A 17046-nucleotide genomic window follows, 5' to 3' on the forward strand; every position below is an offset into this window, starting at 1 on the left:
GCCGCGGGGGGCCGGCCCCGGGCGGCGTCAGGCGCCGGGGCGGACCGCCTGGACCGACAGCCGCTCGCCGTCCGCGGCCCCGTCGACATCCACCCGGACCGTGTCCCCGTCCAGCACCTCGCCGGCCAGGATGGCGCGCGCCAGCTGGTCGCCGATGGCGGTCTGGACCAGGCGGCGCAGCGGGCGGGCGCCGTAGGAGAGGTCCGGGGCCGGGGCGTCCACGACCGGCTCGCGGCCGAGCCAGGCGAGCCAGCCCAGCGCGCGGTCGGTGACATCCAGGGTGAGCCGGCGGTCGCCCAGCCGGCGCTGGAGGTGCGCCAGCTGGAGGCGGGCGATCCGCTCCAGCTGCTCGGTGCCCAGCGGGTGGAAGACGACCACGTCGTCCAGGCGGTTGAGGAACTCCGGCCGGAAGGCGGCGCGCACCGTCTCCAGCACCTTCTCCCGCTTCTGCTCCTCCTTCAGCAGCGGGTCCATGAGGAAGTTCGACCCGAGGTTGGAGGTGAGGATGAGGATGGTGTTGCGGAAGTCGACGGTACGGCCCTGGCCGTCGGTGAGCCGGCCGTCGTCGAGCACCTGGAGCAGGATGTCGAAGACGTCGTGGTGGGCCTTCTCCACCTCGTCCAGCAGCACCACGCTGTACGGGCGGCGGCGGACCGCCTCGGTGAGCTGGCCGCCCTCCTCGTAGCCGACGTAGCCGGGGGGCGCGCCCACCAGGCGGGCGACGGAGTGCTTCTCGCCGTACTCCGACATGTCGATCCGGACCATCGCCCGCTCGTCGTCGAAGAGGAAGTCCGCCAGCGCCTTGGCCAGCTCGGTCTTGCCGACGCCGGTCGGGCCGAGGAAGAGGAACGAGCCGGTCGGGCGGTCCGGGTCGGCGATCCCGGCGCGGGTGCGGCGCACCGCGTCGGAGACCGCGCTGACCGCCTCGCGCTGGCCGATCAGCCGCTTGCCGATCTCCTCCTCCATCCGGAGCAGCTTCTGGGTCTCGCCCTCCAGCAGGCGCCCGGCCGGGATGCCCGTCCAGGAGCCGACCACGTCGGCGATGTCGTCCGGGCCGACCTCCTCCTTGACCATCGACTCCTTGGCCGCCTCCTGCTCGGCCTCCGCCTCGGCGGCCTCCTCCAGCTCCCGCTCCAGGCCGGGGATCTCGCCGTAGAGGAGCTTGGAGGCGGTGTCGAAGTCGCCGTCGCGCTGGGCCCGTTCGGCCTGGCCGCGCAGGTCGTCCAGGCGCTCCTTGAGCTCACCGACGCGGTTGAGGCTCTGCTTCTCCTTCTCCCAGCGGGCGGTCAGGCCGCGCAGCTCCTCCTCCTTGTCGGCGAGGTCCTTGCGCAGCTTCTCCAGGCGCTGCACGGACCCGGCGTCGGTCTCGTTGCGCAGCGCCAGCTCCTCCATCTTCAGCCGGTCCACCGAGCGCTGGAGCTCGTCGATCTCGACGGGCGAGGAGTCGATCTCCATGCGCAGCCGCGAGGCGGCCTCGTCGACCAGGTCGATGGCCTTGTCGGGGAGGAAGCGGGAGGTGATGTAGCGGTCGGAGAGGGTGGCCGCGGCGACCAGCGCGGAGTCGGCGATCTGGACCTTGTGGTGCGCCTCGTAGCGCCCCTTGAGGCCGCGCAGGATCGCCACGGTGTCCTCGACGGTCGGCTCGGCGACCAGCACCTGCTGGAAGCGCCGCTCCAGCGCCGCGTCCTTCTCGATCCGCTCGCGGTACTCGTCCAGGGTCGTCGCGCCGACCATCCGCAGCTCGCCGCGGGCCAGCATCGGCTTGAGCATGTTGCCCGCGTCCATGGCGGAGTCGCCGCCGGCGCCCGCGCCGACGACGGTGTGCAGCTCGTCGATGAACGTGATGATCTGCCCCTCGCTGGCCTTGATCTCGGCCAGCACGGTCTTCAGCCGCTCCTCGAACTCACCGCGGTACTTCGCGCCCGCGACCATCGCGCCGAGGTCGAGGGCGACCAGCCGCTTGTCGCGCAGCGACTCGGGGACGTCGCCCTTGACGATGCGCTGGGCCAGGCCCTCCACGACGGCGGTCTTGCCGACGCCCGGCTCGCCGATCAGCACCGGGTTGTTCTTCGTCCGGCGGGAGAGCACCTGCACCACCCGGCGGATCTCCTGGTCCCGGCCGATGACCGGGTCGAGCTTGCCCTCGCGGGCCGCCGCGGTGAAGTCCGTGCCGAACTTCTCCAGCGCCTTGTACGTGCCCTCGGGGTCGGGGTTGGTCACCCGGCGGCCGCCGCGGCCGGCCTCGAAGGCGGCCAGCAGCTTCTTGGCGGTGGCGCCCTGCTGCTCCAGCAGCTCACCGATGCGCCCGCCCTTGGCCGCGAGGCCGATGAGCAGGTGCTCGGTGGAGAGGTAGGCGTCGCCCAGCTCCTTGGCGCGCTGCGCCGCGTCCGCGATGACGGCGAGCAGCTCGCGGTCCGGCTGCGGCGGCGCCACCGTCGAGCCCTGGACGCTGGGCAGCCCGGCGAGCTGCCGCTCGGCCCCGGAGCGCAGCTGGGCGGCGTCCGCCTCCACGGCCGCCAGCAGGTCCATGATGTTCTCGTTGTCCTGCCCCTGGAGCATCGCGAGCAGGAGATGGGCGGACGTCATGTCCGCGTGCCCGGCGGCGATCGCCCGCTCGTTGGCGGCGTTCAGCGCCTCCCGGCTCTTGTTGGTCAGCTCGGCGTCCACGTCTGCCTGGTCCTCCTCGTTCGTCCGTCCGGCGCTCCGCGCGCTTCCCTACCCGATTCCTGCCTTGGTCAACGTGCGATAAGTTGAGTCTATTCCACTCAAGGCGCTCGATCACGCTTCCGGGTGACCTCCGGCAACCGTCCCCTTCGCGGGCCGCGCCGCCGACACCGGCCGTCGACCACGAGCACCTGTTCCGGGGCGCCGAGTCCTGATGCCCTGTGACGGCGTCACCATGGTCGTCGAGGTGACCTCAAGCAACCCCGATCACCACCGGGTGGCCAAGCGCCACTGCTACGCCCGCGCCGCCCTCCCACCCCACCTCCTCATCGACCGCGACACGTCCGCGGTGACGCTCCTCAGCGACCCCACGGCGGACGACTACACGGCCCACACCACCGTCCCCTTCGGCAAGCCCCTCCCCCTCCCGCCCCCTTCTCCTCCGACCTGGACACCGGCGAACTCCTCTGACCGGGGGGTGAGGCCCCGGCCCCGATTACCCTGGCCCCCATGGCCCACGACCTCGACGCGCTCTCCCCCGCTTACCTCGCCTTCTGGGGCGAGTACCTGATGCCGACCCTCACCACGCTGCGCGCGAACGGCACGCCGCACGTCGTCCCGGTCGGGGTCACCTACGACGCCGGGCAGCGGATCGCGCGGGTCATCACCCGCAAGGACAGCACGAAGGTCAAGAACATCCTCGCGGCCGGCGCCGGCGGGGCGCGGGTGGCGGTCTGCCAGGTGGACCGCGGCCGCTGGGCCACCCTGGAGGGCATCGCCCGGGTGCGGACCGACGCCGCGGCGGTCGCCGACGCGGTGCGGCGGTACGCCGAGCGGTACGGCCGGACCCCGGCGTCCAACCCCGACCGCGTGGCCGTCGAGATCGCCGTGACCCGGGCCCTCGGACGGGCCTGAGCGCCCCTTTGCCGCGCCAGGTCCGGACCTGGCCGAAACCGTTCCCTCCGCAGCGGTCCCCCGGCGCCCACCTGGTACTCAGGAACGGCAGGAACCGAACAGCTCCGCGCACCCGCGCGCACCCGTGAGCGGTATCGGTCCCGTACCGGGCAGAACGACGGCAGCTGGAGGCCGCATGGCGTCGGCATCACAGGACACCGCGGCGATTCCGCGCCGCCCGCCCCGCACCCCCGCCGTCCGGCCCCGCCCGGCCGCCGAGACCTGCCCCCGCTGCGGCGGCCAGCTGGCGGTGAACCAGGACGGCTGGAAGATCTGCCACGCCTGCGGCTACGCCTCGCCGCCCGGCGCCGCCCCGCCGCCCCGGGCCCGCCGCGGGGGTATCGTCGCCCCCACAGTCGCCACGCCCCGGAGGGCACGATGAATGCGGTCCGAGTGACGGCGATCGCCTGTCTGATGCCGCTGTCCGAGCTGGACGAGGATCCGTTCCTGGTCGATGACCGCAGCCAGCACGCCATGTGCAAGGAGTGGGCGGCGGCCCGTGACTACCGCCTGACCTGCCGGCTCAGCCTGCACCAGCTGCGCGCCGACCACCGCGCGCTGTGGCAGGACGTCGAGGCGGGCCTGGTCGACGTGTTCGTCGCGCCCAACCGCCGGGCGCTGGAGAACGCCATCGACGGCGCCGACGAGTTCACCGAGCGGTGCGCGGCGGCCGGCGTCCGGCTGGAGACCGCCGATCTCGCCGAACCGGTCTACTCCCTGGCCATGAAGTCCCGGGTGCACCGGCGGCTGTCGATGCCGACGGCCGGGTACAACGGCTCCTGACCGCGGCGCCGTTGCCGGAGGGGGACGGCGAAGGGCCGGGGTGGTGCGGCCACCCCGGCCCTTCGCCCGCGTCCGCGGGACCGCTCAGTCCGCCGCCCGCTTGGGCCGCCAGACCACCAGCGCGCTGGACTGCTGCACGTCCTGATAGGGCACCAGGTCGCGGCGGTAGGAGGCGTGCACCGCGGCCTCCCGCTGCCGCATCGCGCTGGCCGCGCCCTCCAGGGCGCCCTGGAGCTCGGCGATCCGCTGCTGGAGGGCCGCGACCTGGTTCTCCAGCTCGATGATGCGCTTGATGCCGGCGAGGTTGATGCCCTCCTCCTGCGACAACTGCTGCACGGTGCGCAGCAGTTGGATGTCGCGGGCGGAGTAGCGGCGGCCCCGGCCGGCGGTCCGGTCGGGCGAGACCAGGCCCAGGCGGTCGTACTGCCGCAGGGTCTGCGGGTGCAGGCCGGAGAGCTGGGCCGCGACGGAGATGACGTACACCGGCGAATCATCGGTCAGTTCATACGGGTTACGACGCTGCCCGCCCCGGCTGTCCATCTCATGCTCCCTTCGCGGCCCGGAACAGCTCCGCCCGCGGGTCGGCGCCCGCGGTCGCCTCGCGGTAGGACTCCAGCGCTTCCCTGGCCCGGTCGCCGAGGTCCTGGGGGACCGTCACCTCTATGGTGACCAGCAGGTCACCGCGGGTGCCGTCCTTGCGGGCCGCGCCCTTGCCGCGGGCCCGCATGGTGCGTCCGTTGGGCGTGCCGGCCGGCAGCTTCAGCGTGACCGGCGGACCGCCCAGCGTCGGCACCTTGATCTCGCCGCCGAGCGCGGCCTCCGGGAAGGTGACCGGCACCGTGACGGTGAGGTTGTCGCCCTTGCGGCCGAAGACCGGGTGGGAGTCCACGTGGACGACCACGTAGAGGTCGCCGGCCGGGCCGCCGTGCTCGCCCGGGGCGCCCTTGCCGCGCAGCCGGATCCGCTGCCCGTCCGAGACGCCCGCGGGGATGCGGACCTGCATGGTGCGGGCGCTGGAGGCCCGGCCGCTGCCCTTGCAGACCTCGCAGGGGTCCTGCGCGATCAGGCCGCGGCCCTTGCAGTCGGCGCACGGGTCGGTGAGCGAGAAGCCGCCGCCCGCGCCCCGGCTGACCTGCCCGGTGCCGACGCAGGTCGGGCAGACCCGCGGCGTACCGTTTCTGTCGCCGGTGCCCGAACACGCCTTGCACGGCGCCTGGCTGGACATCCGCAGCGGCACGGTGGCCCCGTCGACCGCCTCGGTGAAGCTGAGCGTCACCTCGGACTCGACGTCCTGGCCGCGGCGCGGCTGCGTACGGGTGCCGGCGCCGCCGCCGCGGTTGAACAGCCCGCCGAAGACGTCCCCGAGACCGCCGCCGAAGCCCCCGGACCCGCCGGCGCCGCCCCCGAAGAGGTCGCCGAGGTCGAAGTTGAAGCTCCCGCCGCCGCCCGGGCCCGGGCGGAAGCCGCCGTTGCCGAACAGCGCCCGGGCGTCGTCGTACTCCTTGCGGCGCTTGGCGTCGCCGAGCACGTCGTTGGCCTCGGAGATCTCCTTGAAGCGCTCCTCGGCCTTGGCGTCGCCCTTGTTGGCGTCCGGGTGGTACTCCCGGGCGAGCTTGCGGTACGCCTTCTTGATCTCCGCTTCGGTGGCGTCCTTGGGGACGCCGAGGACCTTGTAGTAGTCCTTCTCCACGAAGTCCTTGGTGCTCATCCCCGACGTCCCTCCTTCCGGGCGGTACTCGCTCCGGTCCTCGCGTCAGCCCTTGTCCGGGCCACCGCTCTCCTCGTCCGCGGCCTTGGCTCCCTTGGTCCCCTTGCCGCCCTTGCCGCCCTTGGCGCTCTTGCCCTCCTCCTCGGAGGACTTGGCGTTCTGGGCGCCCGGCTGGGGCTCGGCGACCGCGACCCGCGCGGGGCGGATCGTCCGTTCACCGATGCGATACCCGGGCTGCAGGATGGCGACGCATGTCGTCTCCGTCACGTCGGGCGCGTAGGAGTGCATCAGCGCTTCGTGGATCGTCGGGTCGAAGGGCTCACCCTCCTTGCCGAACTGCTGGAGCCCCAGCTTGGCGACCACGGTCTCCAGCGATTCGGCCACCGACTTGAAGCCGCCGACCAGTTCGCCGTGGTCCCGGGCGCGGCCGATGTCGTCGAGCACCGGGAGCAGTTCGGAGAGCAGGTTGGCGACCGCGATCTCCTTGACCGTCACCCGGTCCCGCTCCACGCGGCGGCGGTAGTTCTGGTACTCCGCCTGGAGCCGCTGGAGGTCGCCGGTGCGCTCGTTGAGCGCGGTGCGCGCCTGGTCCAGCTGCGCCTGGAGCGCTACGTCCTTCACGTCCCCGGCCGGGGCCGAGCCCGCCGTGTCGGCGGACTCGGCCTGCGCCGCGTCGTCGGAAGCGGCGCCGGAAGGGACGTCGGGCTTCTTCTCGGAGCCCGGGGTCTCCTCCGTCACGCGGCACCGTCCTTCTTCTGCTTCTCGTCGTCGACGATCTCGGCGTCCACGACGTCGTCCTCGGCCTTGGCCTGGCCGGCCTTGGCACCCTCGCCGCCGGCCGCGGCCTGGGCCGCCTGCGCGTCGGCGTACATGGCCTGGCCCAGCTTCTGGGAGACGGCCGCGAGCTTCTCGGACGCGGTGCGGATCTCCGCGGTGTCCTCGCCCTTGAGCTTCTCCTTCAGCTCGCCGACGGCGGTCTCGACCTCGGTCTTGACCTCGGCGGGCACCTTGCCCTCGTTGTCCTTGAGGAACTTCTCGGTCTGGTAGACCAGCTGCTCGCCCTGGTTGCGGGTCTCGGCGGCCTCCCGGCGCTTGTGGTCCTCCTCGGCGTACCGCTCGGCCTCCTCCCGCATGCGGTCGACCTCGTCCTTCGGCAGCGAGGAGCCGCCGGTGACGGTCATCTTCTGCTCCTTGCCCGTGCCCAGGTCCTTGGCGGTCACGTGCATGATGCCGTTGGCGTCGATGTCGAAGGAGACCTCGATCTGCGGGACGCCGCGCGGGGCCGGCGGCAGACCGGTCAGCTCGAACATCCCGAGCTTCTTGTTGTACGCCGCGATCTCGCGCTCGCCCTGGTAGACCTGGATCTGCACGGAGGGCTGGTTGTCCTCGGCGGTGCTGAAGATCTCCGAGCGCTTGGTCGGGATCGTGGTGTTGCGCTCGATCAGCTTGGTCATGATGCCGCCCTTGGTCTCGATACCGAGGGACAGCGGGGTGACGTCGAGCAGCAGGACGTCCTTGACCTCGCCCTTGAGCACACCGGCCTGGAGGCTGGCGCCCATGGCGACGACCTCGTCCGGGTTGACGCCCTTGTTGGCCTCCTTGCCGCCGGTCAGCTCCTTGACGAGCTCGGCGACGGCGGGCATCCGGGTCGAACCGCCGACCAGGACCACGTGGTCGATGTCGGCCAGCGCGATGCCGGCGTCCTTGATGACGTTGTGGAACGGGGTCTTGCAGCGGTCGAGGAGGTCCGCGGTCAGCTGCTGGAACTGCGAGCGGGTGAGCTTCTCGTCCAGGTGCAGCGGGCCCTCGGCGGAGGCGGTGATGTAGGGGAGGTTGATCGTCGTCTCGCTGGACGAGGACAGCTCGATCTTCGCCTTCTCCGCGGCCTCGCGCAGGCGCTGGAGCGCCATCTTGTCCTTGGCGAGGTCGACGCCGTGGCCGTTCTGGAACTGCTTGACCAGGTAGTCGACGACGCGCTGGTCCCAGTCGTCACCACCGAGGTGGTTGTCGCCGTTGGTGGCCTTCACCTCGACGACGCCGTCGCCGATCTCCAGCAGCGACACGTCGAAGGTGCCACCGCCGAGGTCGAAGACGAGAATGGTCTGGTCTTCCTTCTCCAGGCCGTAGGCCAGGGCGGCGGCGGTGGGCTCGTTGACGATGCGCAGGACGTTCAGACCCGCGATCTCACCGGCCTCCTTGGTGGCCTGGCGCTCGGAGTCGTTGAAGTACGCCGGGACGGTGATGACCGCGTCGGTGACCTTCTCGCCGAGGTAGGACTCCGCGTCCCGCTTCAGCTTCTGCAGGATGAACGCGGAGATCTGCTGCGGGTTGAAGTCCTTGCCGTCGAGCTGGATCTTCCAGTCGGTGCCCATGTGGCGCTTCACGGACCGGATGGTCCGGTCGACGTTGGTGACGGCCTGCCGCTTGGCGACCTCGCCGACGAGCACCTCGCCGTTCTTGGCGAAGGCGACGACGGACGGCGTGGTCCTGGCGCCCTCGGCGTTGGTGATGACGGTGGGCTCACCGCCTTCGAGAACACTGACGACGGAGTTAGTCGTGCCCAGGTCGATGCCGACCGCACGTGCCATTTCGATTCCTCCAGCTGACTTGAGTGGAACAGGCTCAAGGGTGCAGCACCGAGCCGAACCTGTCAACAGACCTGAGTCGGGGGCGCTCAACTTTTATGTCGCTCTTATCGTCACCAGGTCGCCGGGGAGGACGCCGGCGGAGCGCCGGCGGTTGCGTGCGCGACACAGATCACCGGCCGGGCGGCTTCATGGGGCCCGGAATACTGGGTAACCTCAGCGCAGACCCGAAAAGTTACCGCTTAGTAGTTACCGCTCGACCTCTGCGGCCCGGCCCGTTCCGATCACCGCGGATCCTTTGAAGATTTCGCCCGCTCTCGCAGGTCCGAGGAGCCCCCAATGCAACTCGCCGCGATCATCGTGTCGCTGGTTCTCATCGCGGTCGGCGTCGCGCTGTTCGGCCGTGCCATCCTGCAGATCTTCCGCCAGGTCCGGCTCGGCCAGCCCGTGCCCGCCGGCACCCGCACCGACCAGCCCGTGCAGCGCACGGCCACGCTGGCCAGGGAGTTCGTCGGGCACACCCGGATGAACCGCTGGGGCGTCGTCGGCGTCGCCCACTGGTTCGTGGCGGTGGGCTTCCTGACCCTGCTGCTGACGATCGTCAACGCCATCGGGCAGCTCTTCACGGCGGACTGGATCCTGCCGCTCATCGGCAACTGGCTCCCCTGGGAGCTGTGGGTCGAGGGCATGGGCACGCTGACGACCGTCGGCATCCTCGTCCTGATCGCCGTCCGGCAGCTGAACCGCCCGGGCGGCGCGGGCCGCAAGTCCCGCTTCGCCGGCTCCAACACCGGCCAGGCGTACTTCGTCGAGTCCGTCATCCTCATCGTCGGCATCTGCATCGTGACGCTGCACGCCCTGGAGGGCGCCCAGCACGGCGTGGACCACTACCAGGCCGCCTACTTCGTCACGTACCCGCTGGTCGCGGCGTTCAAGGGGCTCAGCGTCGGCACGCTGCAGAACCTCACCTACCTGTTCGCCGGCGTCAAGATCGCGACCTCGTTCATCTGGATGATCACGGTCGCCCTCAAGACCGACATGGGCGTGGCCTGGCACCGCTTCCTGGCGTTCCCCAACATCTGGTTCAAGCGCGAGGCGGACGGCGGCACGGCGCTCGGCGCGCTCCAGCCGATGACCTCGGCGGGCAAGCCGATCGACTTCGAGGACCCGGGCGAGGACGACCAGTTCGGCGTCTCCCAGATCGAGCACTTCTCCTGGAAGGGCCTGCTGGACTTCGCCACCTGCACCGAGTGCGGCCGCTGCCAGTCGCAGTGCCCGGCCTGGAACACCGGCAAGCCGCTCTCCCCGAAGCTGCTGATCATGTCGCTGCGGGACCACGCGCACGCCAAGGCGCCGTACCTGCTCGCCGGCGGCGGCACGACGGCGGAGGGCGAGGAGAAGGCGTCCGCGGAGCAGCTGACGGACGTCCCCGCCGCCGCCCTGGCCGAGGCCGCGCGCCCGCTGGTCGGCACCGCGGAGGAGAACGGCGTCATCGACCCGGACGTCCTGTGGTCCTGCACCACCTGCGGCGCCTGCGTCGAGCAGTGCCCGGTGGACATCGAGCACGTCGACCACATCGTCGACATGCGCCGCTACCAGGTCATGATCGAGTCCTCGTTCCCGTCCGAGGCGGGCACGATGCTGAAGAACCTGGAGAAGAAGGGCAACCCCTGGGGCCTGGCCAAGAAGCAGCGGCTGGCCTGGACCAAGGAGGTCGACTTCGAGGTCCCGGTCGTCGGCAAGGACATCGAGGACCTCTCCGAGGTCGACTACCTCTACTGGGTCGGCTGCGCCGGCGCCCTGGAGGACCGCGCCAAGAAGACCACCAAGGCGTTCGCCGAGCTGCTGCACATCGCGGGCGTGAAGTTCGCGATCATGGGCGGCGACGAGGCGTGCACCGGTGACTCGGCCCGCCGCCTGGGCAACGAGTTCCTCTTCCAGCAGCTCGGCCAGCAGAACGTCGAGATGCTCAACACGGCCTTCGGCGAGGACACCGAGGACGAGTCCACCCGGAAGCCGAAGGCGTCGAAGAAGATCGTCGCGACCTGCCCGCACTGCCTCAACACGCTCGGCAACGAGTACCCGCAGCTCGGCGGCGACTACGAGGTCATCCACCACACCCAGCTGCTCCAGCACCTGGTGGACGAGGGCAGGCTGATCCCGGTCACCCCGGTCGAGGGCCTCATCACCTACCACGACCCGTGCTACCTGGGCCGCCACAACAAGATCTACACGCCCCCGCGCGAGATCATCGGCAAGGTCCCGGGCCTGCGCAACGAGGAGATGCACCGCCACAAGGAGCGCGGCTTCTGCTGCGGCGCCGGCGGCGCCCGGATGTGGATGGAGGAGCGGATCGGCAAGCGGATCAACAACGAGCGCGTCGACGAGGCCCTCTCCCTCAACCCCGACATCGTCTCCACCGCCTGCCCGTTCTGCCTGGTCATGCTGACCGACTCGGTCAACGGCAAGAAGAACGACGGCCAGGCCAAGGAGTCGGTGCAGGTCGTGGACGTCGCCCAGCTGCTGCTGGACTCCGTCCGCACGCCGCTGGACCCGCCGTCGGACGACGCGGAGCCCGCGGACGCGCCGGAGCCCGAGCCGGTGAAGTGACCTGCGGCGGCGTCCCCGGCGGACGCCGCCGCACGGACGGCCGGTCCCGCGGTGCGCGGGGCCGGCCGTCCGGCTTCTCCCCCCGGCGGGCCCGGGCGCCCCGGCGGTAAAACCGGTTGCCCGGATCCGGCGCGGCGCCCACGATGGCCGGATGACGGACAGGGGCGGGGACACGCAGCGGGCCGGGACGGCCGGACCGGCACACCGGGCGGGGCAGGACGGACCGGCCGCGCCGGCCGGGCAGGGCACCGCGGACGCCGAGGTGCGGCCCGCCCGGCCCGCCGACGCCGCCGCGATCGCCGCCGTCCACCAGGAGTCCCGGCGGGTCGCCATGCCCTACCTGCCGCCGGCCCGGCGCAGCCACGCCGAGGTCACCCGCTGGATCCAGGACGTCGTGCTGCCCTCCTGCCGCACCGTCGTCGCCGTCCGCGGCACCGAGGTCCTCGGCTACGCCGCCGTCGAGGGCGACCTGCTCGACCAGCTCTACCTCCGCCCGGACGTCCGCCGGACCGGCCTCGGCAGCCGGCTGCTGGCCGAGGCCCGGCGGCTCTCCCCCGGCGGCCTGACCCTGCACGTCTTCCAACTCAACACCGAGGCCCGGGCGTTCTACGCCCGGCACGGCTTCCGGGTGGTGGCCACCGACGACGGCGGCGCCAACATGGAGGGCCTGCCGCAGCTGACCCTGCGCTGGACCCCGGAGCCCGGCCCCAAAACCCCTCCGGGTACCCCCTAGGGGATGTCACAGCTCGGCACCGAACCCCCTCCGGCCGCCCGCTGGGGCCCCCCGCTCCGCCCGGACCAGGTACTTTCGAAGGCGTGGCTGGATTCAGGATGGGGCGCGGACAGGATCCGCGCGCCGCGCAGGACGCACCGCAGACCGTGCAGCAGGGCCCGCCCGGGTACGGCCCGCCGGCGGCGCCGTACGGGCAGCAGCCCGCGGCACCGCACGCGCCGTGGCAGCCGGCACCGCAGCCGTACGCCGCCCAGGGCGGTCCGGTCGCCCACGGGCAGCCGGAGTACTTCGGCGACGGCGGCTACGAGCCCCAGGGCCCCGCGTACGCCCCCTACGACGCCCGGGACAACGCCCCGGGCCACACCCAGCAGTTCAGCGTCGGCGACGTCCCGGACCCCTACGGACCGGGCGGCGGCGGCCCCGGCGGCGGTGACGATCGGTACGCCGAGGGCGGCACCTACCGCGCCGGCGGGCCCAGCGCGGTACCGGCCGGCCCGCGGCTGCCCTGGAAGCAGCTGCTGTCCGGCATCGTGCTGCGCCCCACGCCCACCTTCTGGCAGATGCGGGACCACCCGGTGTGGGCCCCGGCGCTGCTGGTCGCGTTCGGCTACGGCCTGCTCGCGGTCTTCGGCTTCGACAAGGCCCGCGAGGACGTGCTCAACGCCACCCTGGGCAACAGCATCCCCTGGGTGCTGATCACCGCGGTGATGTTCATCGTCGGCAGCCTGATCCTGGGCGCGGTCACCCACACCATGGCCCGCCAGCTGGGCGGCGACGGCGCCTGGCAGCCGACCGTCGGCCTGTCCATGCTGATCATGGCGATCCCGGACGTGCCGCGGCTGCTCTTCGCGATGTTCCTGGGCGGCGACAGCACCCTGGTCCAGATCCTGGGGTGGGCCACCTGGCTCGCCACCGGCTACCTCCTGACCTCCATGGTCAGCAAGTCGCACGACCTGCCGTGGCCCAAGGCGCTGGGCGCCGCCGCGATCCAGCTGGTCGCACTGCTGGCCCTGGTCAAGCTCGGCACGCTGTAACGGGCGCGGCGGTCCGGCCCGTGTACGAGGGGCCCGTCCCGGGAGCACACCGCTCCCGGGACGGGCCCCTCGCCCGTACGGCGACCGGTCAGGCGAACCGCTGGCCCGCCGTCCCGTCGCACTTCTGGAGCCGCAGCGGCTCCTTCGCCCCGGCCAGCGCCAGGCACAGCGCGGGCGCGGCGGCCGGCCGCAGGGTGCCGCCGTCCCGGACGAACCGCTGGTTGGCCGCGCCCGAGCAGCTCCACAGCACCAGCGCGGCACCGGCCTCGTACCGGGCGCCGGGCACGTCCAGGCACCGCGCCTGGGTCAGCTCCACATGCAGCGACCCGCGCTCCTGGTCGTACCACCAGCCCTGGTTGCGCTGCCCGTGGCAGTCCCAGCCGCCGACCGCCGTCCCGTTGCGGGACAGTCCTCCGGTGGCGTCCACGCAGGTGCCGGTCGCGGCGTTCTTCAGCGGCCGGTAGGCGTCGTCCCAGGCACCGGGGTACAGCTGCGGCCGCCCGGTGTCCGCCGGGTCGGCGCAGGACGCCTCGCGCAGCCGCGGGTCCGCGTACAGCTGGGTCAGGCAGGACGCGAACGCGGCGTGCCCGCGGACGTTGGGGTGGAAGGACTGGCGGACCGAATTGGCGTCCGGCGGGAAGGGGTTGGTGACGTTGACGTACAGCCCGCGGGCCCAGGTGTCGGCCATGCACACCTCGTGCCCGTGGAAGAGCCGGGAGGCGTCGAGGTAGGTGGCGCCGGTGTCCTGCGCCGCCTTGCGGACGCCCCGCTCGAAGGCCGGCACCGCGGCGTTCCGCCCCCAGCCGGCGTCCGAGGTGTAGCCCGTGCACCCGCCCGGCAGCTTGCCGGGGTAGTGCGGGTTGTCCTCCACGTCCGGCCCGATCGGGCTCGGGTACGCCATCACCACCAGCCGGTAGTCGCCGTCGGCGTACCCGGCGTCCCGCATCACGGTCCGCAGGTCCCGCACGGTCGCCTCGACCTTGGGCACCAGTCCGTCGACCCGGGCCTGCCAGCCCGGCTGGTACTTCGGCTCGCAGGTCCCCTGGAGCAGGAACCAGCGCTCCACGCAGTCGGTCATCACCGGCCCGAACTGGAGGTCGTCGTTGGCGCCGGCCACCAGCAGCACCATTTTCAGCCGGGTGTTGCGGGCCGCCACCGCCAGGCTGTCGCTCTGCACCAGCTCGTCGGGGTACTGCTTGCTGCCGCCGATCCGGATGTTGCCGGTGTACGCGCCCGAGCAGGCGGCGTTGTACGTCACGTCCGCGGCGATCCCGGTCCGGTGGATGGCCGCGTCGGGCGACCGGTGGCACCAGTTGTCCGGCCCGTCGGTGCCCGGCTCGTACGTGCCCACGCCCTCGCCGGAGATCTCGCTGTCGCCCAGCGAGATCAGCGAGGTCTTCCGCTCGGCCAGCGGCCGCACCGCGGTGTCGCCGCCGTACAGCTTCGCCGCCTCGCGGGCCCGGACCCGCTCCAGTTCCGGCGCCAGCGGCGTCGCGGCCGGGCGGCCGGCCGCCGCCCCCGCGGCCACCGCCGGCCCGCCGGCGGACGGCCCGGCGGCGCTCGCCCCGCCCGCCGTCACCGTGAAGGCCGCGGTCAGCACCGCCGCCGATAGCGCGACGGCGGCCCGCAGCCGCCGTCCTCGCCCGCGTCTCGCCCGCCCCATGGGGCCTCCCTCCGGTCTGCTGTTACCGCCGGTTTCTACTCGGAGGTAGCGACCGGTGGAACAGCCGGGACCGAAGTGGCCGGAACGCGCGCCACAAAACACCGCGAGCCCGCCGAAAAGGCGGGCTCGCGCACCGGACCGGCAGCGGCCGTCAGGCGTCCAGGATCTGGCCCTCGCGCCGGACCACCGGCGGCTCCACGCTCCAGGGGAAGTTGATCCAGTCGTCCGTGCGCTTCCAGACGTACTCGCACTTCACCAGCGACTGCGACTTCTCGTAGATCACCGCGCTGCGCACCTCGGCGACGGTCCCCTGGCAGAAGTCGTGCACCAGCTTCAGCGTCTTGCCGGTGTCGGCGACGTCGTCGGCGATCAGCACCTTCTTGTCCGAGAAGTCGATCGCGTTGGGCACCGGCGCCAGCATCACCGGCATCTCCAGGGTGGTGCCGACCCCGGTGTAGAACTCCACATTCACCAGGTGAATGTTCTTGCAGTCCAGCGCGTACGCCAGCCCGCCGGCCACGAACACCCCGCCGCGGGCGATCGACAGCACGATGTCGGGCTCGTACCCGTCATCCGCGATCGTCTGCGCCAGTTCCCGGATCGCTCCGCCGAACCGCTCGTACGTCAGGTTCTCCCGCACGTCACCCACGACTCTCCCAGACCTTCTCTTCGCCTCCGGGGCCCGCAGCGGCCCCCGCCTCGCACCTGCGCGCGAGCTGCCTCACACCTGCGTACGGTGGAAATTCTTGAACGACCGGGACGGGGTCGGCCCCCGCTGTCCCTGATACCGCGAGCCGTAGCGCTCGCTGCCGTAGGGGTGCTCCGCCGGCGAGGTCAGCCGGAACATGCACAGCTGCCCGATCTTCATGCCCGGCCACAGCTTGATCGGCAGCGTGGCGACATTGCTCAGCTCCAGCGTCACGTGCCCGCTGAACCCCGGGTCGATGAACCCGGCGGTCGAGTGCGTCAGCAGCCCCAGCCGCCCCAGGCTGGACTTCCCCTCCAGCCGCGAGGCGATGTCGTCCGGCAGGCTGATGACCTCGTACGTGGAGGCCAGCACGAACTCGCCGGGGTGCAGGATGAACGCCTCGTCGCCCTCCGGCACGACCTCGCGGGTCAGGTCGGACTGCTCGACGGCGGGATCGATGTGCGGGTAGCGGTGATTCTCGAACACCCGGAAATAGCGGTCCAGCCGCACATCGATGCTGGACGGCTGCACCATCGACTCGTCGTAGGGATCGATGCGCACCCGACCGGCGTCGATCTCGGCCCGGATGTCCTTGTCTGAGAGAAGCACGCAGACGAGGATACGCGCCCGCACACCACCCTCCGCACGACGAGGGCCCGGCCCCACCGGGGACCGGGCCACTGCGCCCTCACCTCCGCGGCCCCGCCCCGCACCCCGGCGAAGATCCACCACGCCGGGGCTCCGGGGACCGGGAACCGCGCACGACCGCCGCTACCGCTTGGCGTGCTCCACCGGCACCGAGTGCCGCAGCCGAGCACAGCGCGGGCAGCGCAGCAACCGCCCGGGACCGAGCCGGTCGGTGGTCTGCATGGGGAACGAAGCGGTGCTGAACACGTGCCCCTCGGCACAACGTACGACGGTGCGCTCCATCAAGTCCCTCTCCCAACTGCGTGGACAACAAAAGCCACATTAGGGGATGAACTGGGCGGCCTCGCAGGCGGCACTCCGACGCCCCACCGTACGCCTCAACTCCCGCCCCCCGCACCCGCGTACCGCCCCCGGCGACCTCCCCGCGACCCCTGCCCCCGCCCCCCCGGACATGCCGAATGCACCGCAACGCGGCGATGGGGTAGAGTGTGCGACGACGCTCCGCCTCCAGGCTGGTTCCCACCAGTCCGGGCGGTGTTACGCGGGTGTAGTTTAATGGTAGAACATGAGCTTCCCAAGCTCAGAGCGCGGGTTCGATTCCCGTCACCCGCTCCATATGGAAGCCCCAGGTCAGTGGCCTGGGGCTTTACTTATTGTCTAGACACGCGTGCCCTCCGCGTGCCCCAACCCAGCAGGAATCAGCGGGCTACGGAGCAACGGGGCGCCCTCAAACCCCCGCCGCCAGCCGCCCATCTCGAATGGCGAGACGGGATTCATGTGACGTGTACCACCGAAGCGTCGAATAATTGCCGACTTGCGCTTGCGAAGTGCACCGGTTTCGGGCTTTGGGTAGCGCTCGTCAGTGACCAACTGGCCTACTGGTGCCCGGAGATAAGACGTCGTTTCTGATGGCGTGATCGCTCGTTGAGCCGTGCATGACGGATCTGGTGAAGCGGTTGGTGCCGGACGAGCTGTG

Annotated in this window: 16 protein-coding genes and 1 tRNA gene; 8 read left to right on the forward strand and 9 right to left on the reverse strand. The window is 71.7% G+C overall.

The window, feature by feature from the left end:
- Positions 1 to 27: 27 nt before the first annotated feature.
- The gene (gene clpB, locus MUU72_RS20555) at positions 28 to 2667 is read right to left on the reverse strand and encodes an ATP-dependent chaperone ClpB (RefSeq protein ID WP_248014792.1); all 2640 of its coding nucleotides are present in this window, start codon (positions 2665 to 2667) and stop codon (positions 28 to 30) included.
- Between the two features lie 232 nt (positions 2668 to 2899).
- Here clpB and MUU72_RS20560 point away from each other — a divergent pair, with 232 nt between their 5' ends.
- The 4 genes from MUU72_RS20560 to MUU72_RS20575 all read left to right on the forward strand — a co-directional run bounded on the left by MUU72_RS20560 (position 2900) and on the right by MUU72_RS20575 (position 4401).
- Complete coding sequence (locus MUU72_RS20560; protein WP_372503230.1) at positions 2900 to 3235, forward strand: Uma2 family endonuclease; 336 nt, start codon at positions 2900 to 2902, stop codon at positions 3233 to 3235.
- Positions 3175 to 3579 carry a pyridoxamine 5'-phosphate oxidase family protein gene (locus tag MUU72_RS20565; RefSeq protein ID WP_248014793.1) on the forward strand — a complete coding sequence of 135 codons (405 nt, stop codon included), beginning with the start codon at positions 3175 to 3177 and terminating at the stop codon, positions 3577 to 3579. The genes MUU72_RS20560 and MUU72_RS20565 overlap by 61 nt, the downstream gene beginning before the upstream one ends.
- 175 nt (positions 3580 to 3754) lie before the next feature.
- Positions 3755 to 4000 (forward strand): hypothetical protein, encoded by a 246-nt coding sequence (locus MUU72_RS20570; RefSeq protein WP_248014794.1) that lies wholly within the window; start codon positions 3755 to 3757, stop codon positions 3998 to 4000.
- Positions 3997 to 4401: a hypothetical protein gene (locus tag MUU72_RS20575; protein WP_248014795.1), complete on the forward strand. Its 405-nt coding sequence runs from the start codon at positions 3997 to 3999 to the stop codon at positions 4399 to 4401. Before MUU72_RS20570 ends, MUU72_RS20575 begins: the two co-directional genes overlap by 4 nt.
- Before the next feature lie 84 nt (positions 4402 to 4485).
- Here MUU72_RS20575 and MUU72_RS20580 read toward each other — a convergent pair whose 3' ends face one another.
- From MUU72_RS20580 to dnaK, 4 genes are read right to left on the reverse strand one after another with little or no spacing between them, the layout of a single operon-like run.
- A complete protein-coding gene (locus MUU72_RS20580) occupies positions 4486 to 4941 on the reverse strand; it encodes a heat shock protein transcriptional repressor HspR (protein ID WP_248014796.1) in 456 nt (151 codons plus the stop codon).
- A 1-nt stretch (position 4942) separates the two neighbouring features.
- The gene (gene dnaJ / locus MUU72_RS20585) at positions 4943 to 6109 is read right to left on the reverse strand and encodes a molecular chaperone DnaJ (protein WP_248014797.1); all 1167 of its coding nucleotides are present in this window, start codon (positions 6107 to 6109) and stop codon (positions 4943 to 4945) included.
- A gap of 45 nt (positions 6110 to 6154) precedes the next feature.
- Positions 6155 to 6847 (reverse strand): nucleotide exchange factor GrpE, encoded by a 693-nt coding sequence (gene grpE, locus MUU72_RS20590; RefSeq protein ID WP_248014798.1) that lies wholly within the window; start codon positions 6845 to 6847, stop codon positions 6155 to 6157.
- A complete protein-coding gene (gene dnaK / locus MUU72_RS20595) occupies positions 6844 to 8697 on the reverse strand; it encodes a molecular chaperone DnaK (protein ID WP_248014799.1) in 1854 nt (617 codons plus the stop codon). The genes grpE and dnaK overlap by 4 nt, the downstream gene beginning before the upstream one ends.
- Positions 8698 to 9033: 336 nt before the next feature.
- Here dnaK and MUU72_RS20600 point away from each other — a divergent pair, with 336 nt between their 5' ends.
- From MUU72_RS20600 to MUU72_RS20610, 3 genes are all read left to right on the forward strand, one after another.
- Positions 9034 to 11304 carry a (Fe-S)-binding protein gene (locus MUU72_RS20600; RefSeq protein WP_248014800.1) on the forward strand — a complete coding sequence of 757 codons (2271 nt, stop codon included), beginning with the start codon at positions 9034 to 9036 and terminating at the stop codon, positions 11302 to 11304.
- A 151-nt stretch (positions 11305 to 11455) separates the two neighbouring features.
- A complete protein-coding gene (locus tag MUU72_RS20605; RefSeq protein ID WP_248014801.1) occupies positions 11456 to 12037 on the forward strand; it encodes a GNAT family N-acetyltransferase in 582 nt (193 codons plus the stop codon).
- Positions 12038 to 12135: 98 nt separating this feature from the next.
- Entirely contained in the window at positions 12136 to 13071 is a 936-nt protein-coding gene (locus MUU72_RS20610) for a Yip1 family protein (protein WP_248014812.1), read from the forward strand.
- A gap of 88 nt (positions 13072 to 13159) precedes the next feature.
- Here MUU72_RS20610 and MUU72_RS20615 read toward each other — a convergent pair whose 3' ends face one another.
- The 4 genes from MUU72_RS20615 to MUU72_RS35350 all read right to left on the reverse strand — a co-directional run bounded on the left by MUU72_RS20615 (position 13160) and on the right by MUU72_RS35350 (position 16316).
- Positions 13160 to 14734: a ricin-type beta-trefoil lectin domain protein gene (locus MUU72_RS20615; RefSeq protein WP_248014802.1), complete on the reverse strand. Its 1575-nt coding sequence runs from the start codon at positions 14732 to 14734 to the stop codon at positions 13160 to 13162.
- 151 nt (positions 14735 to 14885) lie between these two features.
- Entirely contained in the window at positions 14886 to 15383 is a 498-nt protein-coding gene (locus MUU72_RS20620) for a phosphoribosyltransferase (RefSeq protein ID WP_248014803.1), read from the reverse strand.
- Positions 15384 to 15455: 72 nt separating this feature from the next.
- Entirely contained in the window at positions 15456 to 16031 is a 576-nt protein-coding gene (gene dcd / locus MUU72_RS20625) for a dCTP deaminase (RefSeq protein ID WP_248014804.1), read from the reverse strand.
- 162 nt (positions 16032 to 16193) lie between these two features.
- Entirely contained in the window at positions 16194 to 16316 is a 123-nt protein-coding gene (locus MUU72_RS35350) for a hypothetical protein (RefSeq protein WP_267908576.1), read from the reverse strand.
- 295 nt (positions 16317 to 16611) lie between these two features.
- Here MUU72_RS35350 and MUU72_RS20630 point away from each other — a divergent pair.
- Positions 16612 to 16685, forward strand: a tRNA-Gly gene (locus tag MUU72_RS20630).
- The last annotated feature ends 361 nt before the right edge of the window (positions 16686 to 17046 follow it).

Origin of the sequence: Streptomyces rhizoryzae (genome assembly GCF_023155275.1) — a bacterium.
GTDB lineage: Bacteria > Actinomycetota > Actinomycetes > Streptomycetales > Streptomycetaceae > Streptomyces > Streptomyces rhizoryzae.